Origin of the sequence: Dapis hubbardiae BLCC-M172 (genome assembly GCF_050016015.1) — a bacterium.
Lineage (GTDB): Bacteria > Cyanobacteriota > Cyanobacteriia > Cyanobacteriales > Microcoleaceae > Trichodesmium.
The window spans coordinates 13,192-20,430 of sequence record NZ_JBNHEQ010000003.1; the positions used below are offsets into that span (position 1 = coordinate 13,192).

Sequence of the window (7,239 nt, forward strand, 5' to 3'; positions counted from 1 at the left end):
AGTTTTCTCATGGCTAAAGCCTCTTGTAAAAGAGGTTCAGCTTCACTATATTTTCCGGAAAAATGGTATAGGGAACCTAGGTCATTTAAGCTAACAGCCACATCAGGATCCTCTGTTGAAAAAAAAAGTTTTCTCATGGCTAAAGCCTCTTGTAAAAGAGGTTCAGCTTCACTATATTTTCTTTGATAATTGTAGAGTTGAGCAAGGTTATGTAAGCTATTAGCTATATCAAGATGCTCTGTTTTAAACAAACGTTTATAAATAGCTAAAGCTTCTTATAAAAGAGGTTCAGCTTCACTATATTTTCTTTGAAAATGGTATAGAACCCCTGAAGGGATCTATTTAAAATTATAGATTGAGAGTAGGGGAGTAGGGGAGCGGGGGAGTGGGGGAGATGGGGAGATGGGGTGTATTAGATATCTGCCACTCATCCCATCATCAAATCAATTATTACCCATTTTTTATCAATTAATTCTCCACCAGGACCTATTTTCTGGAGATACTGTTAGGGTTTCTATAGGGAACCTAAGTCATTTAAGCTAACAGCCACATCAGGATGGTCTGTTTTAAAAAAAAGTTTTCTCATGGCTAAAGCCTCTTGTAAAATCGGTTTTCATCCACTAAATATTCTATTTATAGATAAAAATTGGGGAATGTTTGCACCGAGCAAAGTAATACCATGTCTGATTGAACGCTTATAATTTAAGATAGTAGGGGAGTAGAGGAGTAGGGGAAAAATTAAAATAGATCCTCTTGATCGCCAAATATTTTATTTATACCTAATCATCCGGACATGATATAACTCGTGAAATACTCGTTATATCCCACCCTGTAGAGACCTTGCATACAAAAGGTCTCTACAGGGTTTTCGCCATTTGTTCAAAACTGGTGTTTTTAAACCGGATTTAGTATCAATGATATATAGCAATGAGCGCTGGTATATTTACAAATTGCAGGAGAGGCCAAAGAGCTAAAAGTCTTATATTATCGGCAATTTATTCCCCCTGTTGCCTGTTGCCTGTTGCCTGTTGCCTGCGCACAGCGCCATAAAACCCACTACATTTCTCCAGGGCTTTGTTGCATAAAAGTAGGGATAGAACATCCATTCCGCTTTGGTTCACATATCAAATGCGTTTGATATGCGGCTGCTATATCGATCTATTTCGCAATTATTGATGTTCTATTCATCTATTGTCCAATAGTTAGGGTTTGCCGACCAAATCTCAAAACCTTTACAGGTAAAAGTTTCAGCCTTTTTCTGTCTTATATTGATGTTTGATTCATCTATTGTCCAATAGTTATAGCAGTTTCCGCGCAGAAGTGAAGTACATATGCACTTGCTTGTGCAGCAACTATATAGGGTTTGCGCTCAAAAGTCTTATGGGTGAAGGGTAGGAGTCAGGAGTCGTAGGGGCGTTTCATGTCGCGCAGCGAAACGGCCGTTAGCTTCGCATAACTATCGTTAACGCCCGTACAGGAGTCAGGAGGAATGGGAATTATAGAGGAGGCAGGAGGAAGAATAGTAAGAGTGATTTTTCTGCCATAATCTACCCAAAATGCTCACAATTTCTGCTTTATAAACCAAAAAGCTGGTACTTTTTCCAGACCTAAAATTGCTCAAACCTTTATTCGTCAATGCTTTGATATTTAATCAGCAAGCCCTATATAGTTTCATGCAACAAAGCCTTTCTCCAGTCAAAAATAAAAAAATACAGGGCATCAATACTTAAATTCTCCGCCCTGTATATGTTCAAATTAACCAAGCATTCAGCTTTTCCTACGAAAATAGCTGATAGCTGATAGCTGACTGCTCACTGCTGAATGCTTATTTAGCTTTAGCTTCTTGACGCTCTTTAGCTTCCTTAATTACCACTTCTGCAACATTACTAGGACAAGGTGCATAATGGGAAAACTCCATTGAGAACTGACCTCTACCAGAAGTCATAGTCCGCAAGTCACCAATATAACCAAACATCTCACTCAATGGCACATCTGCTTTAATACGACTACCAGTTGCTGTCGAATCTTGAGACTTAATCATTCCCCGACGACGGTTAATATCTCCAATAACATCACCAACATGATCGTCAGGAGTAAACACATCAACCTTCATTATCGGTTCCAGCAACTGAGGAGCAGCTTTAGAAAAAGACTGACGATAAGCAGCTTTCGCAGCAATTTCAAAAGCGATCGCTGAGGAGTCAACCGGGTGGAAAGCACCATCAGTTAATGTGAACTTCATATCCACACAAGGATAACCAGCTAACATACCCTTTTCAAAGCTAAACTCAAAGCCCTTTTGTACAGCAGGCCAAAATTCTCTCGGAACATTTCCACCAGTCACCTTTGACTCGAACTGGAAACCTTCACCAGTTTCAGAAGGTTCCATCACATAATCAATCTTAGCAAATTGACCAGAACCACCAGACTGCTTCTTGTGAGTATAACTATCTTCAAGACGCTTAGTAATAGATTCACGATAAGCTACCTGTGGTTTACCAACTTCCACATCAACCCCATAAGTCCGCTTGAGAATATCAACTTTAATATCCAAATGTAATTCACCCATACCCTTGATGATGGTTTCGTTACTTTCAGCATCTGTCTCAACTCTGAAAGATGGGTCTTCCTGAACCATTTTACTCAATGCCAAACCCAGTTTTTCCACAGAACCTTTGTCCTTAGCTGCCACAGCAATAGAAATTACCGGGTCAGGGAACACCATCGGTTCCAAAGTAGCAGGTTGTTTGGGGTCGCAGAGAGTATGGCCAGTTTGCACATTCTTCATCCCCACAATAGCAACAATGTCCCCTGCTTGAGCAGATTCAATTTCTTCGCGGGAGTCGGCGTGCATTTCTACCAAACGTCCAACTCTCTCAGTTTTACCTGTAAAAGTATTGAGAATTGTGTCACCTTTAGACAAGGTACCGGAATAGATGCGAGTAAAGGTCAAAGCACCATATTTATCGTCCATAATTTTAAAGGCCAAAGCACGCAGAGGCTTTTCTGGATCAACATAGGCAAAGTTACCAGTCTCGTGACCTTCTAGGTCAATCTCAGGTTGTGGTTTTATTTCAGTGGGGTTAGGCAAGTAATCTACAACTGCATCAAGTACCAACTGGACGCCCTTATTTTTGAAAGATGAGCCACAGTAGGTGGGGAAGAAAGCCAGATCCTTAGTTCCCTTACGAATACAACGTTTCAGGGTGTCAACATCTGGTTCTTCTCCTTCCAGATATTTTTCCATTACATCATCGTCTTGCTCAATAGCAGTTTCAACCAACATTTCCCGATATTTCTCGACATCATCAGTCATATTCTCTGGAATGTCTTTAATCTCGTATTTGGTTGGGTCTCCAGAATCATCCCAAACCCAAGCCTTGCGGGTTAGTAGATCCACAACTCCCACAAATTCAGTTTCAATACCAATTGGTAATACCATTACTAATGGCTTGGCCGCGAGTATATCTTCAACCTGCTTGACAACTCTGTAGAAATCTGCTCCTGTCCGGTCAAGCTTATTTACATAGATAATCCGAGCAACTTTAGAATCATTAGCATAACGCCAGTTAGTTTCAGATTGGGGTTCTACACCACCAGAGCCACAGAATACACCTACACCACCATCAAGTACCTTGAGAGAACGATATACCTCGATGGTAAAGTCAACGTGGCCAGGAGTATCAATAATATTTAATTGGCAATCTTTCCAGAAACAGCTTGTAGCGGCAGACTGAATCGTAATGCCCCGCTCTTGCTCCTGTTCCATAAAGTCTGTTGTCGCGGCACCTTCGTGGACCTCACCGATTTTATGGATTTTTCCGGTTAGTTTCAATATTCTTTCTGTTGTGGTGGTTTTGCCCGCGTCAACGTGGGCGAAGATGCCGAAGTTGCGATATTTAGTGAGGTCTTTTTTCATGTTTAACTCTTTTGTCAGATGTTACAAATTGTACTCTTTTAGTATTACACATAGGGTATTTATTTGACCAAACAATAAGGTCAATAGCCTCGCCTTGGATCGGGGATGAAAAAGCGGTCGTTTCGGCGCTTGAGCCGACATGAAAAGCCGAGCTTCCCGTAGGGTGAGATGGGGAGGAGACTTCGCCATATCTAATCCGACCAAGAGAAAATCAACTTCAGTATTTCAAGTCTCTAAGTTTCAGCAAGTGGTACTGATAACTGATAACTGATAACTGATAGGCTGGCCCTTAGCTGAGGCTGGATTGTCCCAATAATGGTATGAAATCCTATTTTATTCCCTTAGTTATATTGCTGATTGTAAAGTATATTGACCAAAAATTAGCGTTGGGTGGGCAAAGATTTGACCATTCTATAGCTCTATGTGTAAGTCAAAAGTCAAAAGTAATCTATGACTTATATCAGTACCTCCCCTTGAAGTCGGAGGCTTGAAAATCTGGAATTTTCTTTTTTATGAGGACTTACGCAGAGGTACTATAGTTTATATATATAATATATATAGAGTTAAAAAACTATAACGTTATAGTTTTGAACGCTACATACATGGTCTTTCCGTAAGTCCTAACCTTGTACAGTAGATGGTGCAGCCAAGAGGAGGCTTGAAGCCGATACTATTTTGTTAACAAAAGCTAACAATGCACAATAAGATTAACTTATTGAGGGGGTATCTCCCAAAGTGATAGAAGGATGTTCTACCACGCTTTTAATAAAGATTCCGCGAGCGCCGTTTAAATCACGGTCAAGTCGAAATCCATTACTACCAAAAACAACTTTTTTGCCACCTAAATTATTAATAATTTCACCAGTCCAACTAACAGTTTTACTCCTGTAGGCTTATTTATTGGTCAATATTGACAAATTCTACCATTAGTCTCAGGTAATAACTCATTCCACGGTTCAGGTTGAATAGTTTCCGGTGTAGAAAAAATTATCTCAAATAAACCATCATTTCTCACTTCACCGATTCTAAAATATTTAGAAAGATGATGATTATTTTCCATTTTTACCTTTGCTTGAGGCGCATTAAAAGTTTGACCTAAAGCAGCTTGACTTACTTTTTCTAAATCATTCGCTGTACCTGCTTTTTCAACTGCTTGCTTCCATAAATAAACCATTATATAAGCAGCTTCCATTGGGTCATTAATAACTCGATTATTTCCATATTTTTCTTGGAATTTTTGGATAAATTTTTGGTTTTCTGGAGTATCAACAGTCATAAAATAATTCCAGGCTGCATAATGACCAATAAGATATTCTATGCCAATTTCTTTGACCTCAGCTTCACCAATACTTACAGACATAACAGGATATTTATTAGGTCTTAAACCAGTAGCACTTAATTCTCGGAAAAATGCTATATTACTGTCACCATTTAGAGTATTGAATATCACGCCACCGTTGGGTAATTTGGCGATAATTTCTGCAATAATTTCTTTAAATTCTTTACGGCCTAGAGGAATATAATTTTCTCCTAATATTTCCCCTCCAAGATTAGATATTTTGGCTTTAATTATAGCATTGGCTGTCCGAGGAAAAACATAGTCAGAACCAATTAAAAAAAATTTTTGACCCTTATTTTCATACAACCATTTAACCGCAGGTTCAATCTGTTGATTTGGTGTTGCACCTGTGTAAAATACATTTTTAGAACATTCTTGACCTTCATATTGTACAGGATACCAAAGCAAATGGTTTTGTGACTCAAATACAGGTAAAACAGCTTTTCTACTAGCTGATGTCCAACAACCAAATACTGTTACTACTCGATCTTCTTTAATTAATTTAGTTGCTTTTTCAGCAAACATTGGCCAATCTGAAGCTCCATCTTCTATAATTGGTTCGATTATTTTTCCTAATACACCTCCTAATTTGTTAATTTCTTCAATTGCTAATAATTCGGCATCTACAACATTTTTTTCACTAATTGCCATTGTGCCTGTTAATGAATGTAATATACCGACTTTGATAATTTCTGGTTCATTTTTTGATGTTAAATCATTCTGATTCTGGCAAGCTTTGAGTAGTAAAGCTGAGGTTATACCTAGAGCGTTATTGATTAAAAATTTCCGTCTATTCAGTCGATTTAGCATTATCTTTTATCAAAAGATGATTTTTTTGATCGAGAAGAATTCAAAAAAGTTATAGCACTTTTATTATGAATGATGTACGGTATTTTTTCACACTAAGCATGAAAAAAGAAGGCGACAAAAATAGAATCTCGAACGCAGATGCTGAAAAATATCTGCTACAATTCATTTGAGACAGCTAGTTCTATTATTTCCCCTTTTTTTCAATATTTATTCCTTCTATCCTAGATAAATAAAGCCTTCTTCCTTCTTACCTCTTGCTTACTTATACTATTTTTTACAAACACTTATTAAATTAGTAAGTACCTAAGCAAAATTGTTTACCTATTCCGATTCTCTGTGTTATTTATAATTATAAAAATTAAGTTTGTATAGATGTTTCATTAATTGATAATTGATAATTACCTCTGGTTAAAACCATCAGATTGAAGATCAGGAAATATTATTTCTTTTCTTGGTCGATTGGATATGGCTCACTTCGGAGTGGCTCTGCACTCTTCGGGAGACCCGCTCCTACGGACCCGCTTTGCTTTATATGTTGCGAAGCAAAACGCCATCCCATCCTAGGTCATGCTCCGCATTCATGTCGGCTCAAGCGCCGAAACGACCGCTTTTTTCCCCTATCCAAGGGGCAGGGCTGTTTCAAAGCCTAAATGAGTTAACAATTTAAGGAGAACTAGAGATGTTTAGGATCAGAAAATAGAGAAATTAGCCATATCAGTGCCGATTTTTCAGCTTCGGAGTGTCATTAAACTCTGTCTAAATATCTGGTTCAATTCCCTCAAATAACAACAATTCGTATTTTTAACCTTTAAGAATAATTGATAAATTTGGGGAAAATCTAGGGTAAAGCGTGGAAAATTCTCCCCTGCTCCCTGCTCCCCTGCTCCCCTTCTGTCTTAACCAAGAATGAAACAGCCCTGCCCTTAAAAGGGGAGGTTTTAAACCAGAATTATTTAATTATTAATTATTAATTATTAATAATTGGGTAATGTAAGCATTTCCTGCGGAATGCTGCGCAAACAGCTATTAGCGGTCAGCTCTTCCTAGGTCATGCTGCGCAAACAGCTTTGTAATAAACGATGTAATTCGATAGATTATTAAGGGTTAACTGATGGATTTTTACCGAATAATTAAGGTTTAAAGCCTCTCATGATCAAGGAGAAACAATGAA

The 7,239-nt window shown here is 38.2% G+C and carries 3 protein-coding genes; all 3 read right to left on the bottom strand.

Features of this window, described 5'->3' with window-relative positions:
• Nucleotides 1-251, bottom strand: a 251-nt coding sequence (locus ACP6PK_RS00225; protein WP_426556741.1) for a tetratricopeptide repeat protein, incomplete at its 3' end; no start/stop codon positions are given.
• A gap of 1,574 nt (nt 252-1,825) precedes the next feature.
• Entirely contained in the window at nt 1,826-3,919 is a 2,094-nt protein-coding gene (gene fusA, locus ACP6PK_RS00230; RefSeq protein ID WP_094673072.1) for an elongation factor G, read from the bottom strand.
• Between the two features lie 904 nt (nt 3,920-4,823).
• Nucleotides 4,824-6,068, bottom strand: a complete 1,245-nt coding sequence (gene urtA, locus ACP6PK_RS00235) for an urea ABC transporter substrate-binding protein (protein WP_426556743.1) — start codon at nt 6,066-6,068, stop codon at nt 4,824-4,826.
• Nucleotides 6,069-7,239 lie beyond the last annotated feature (1,171 nt).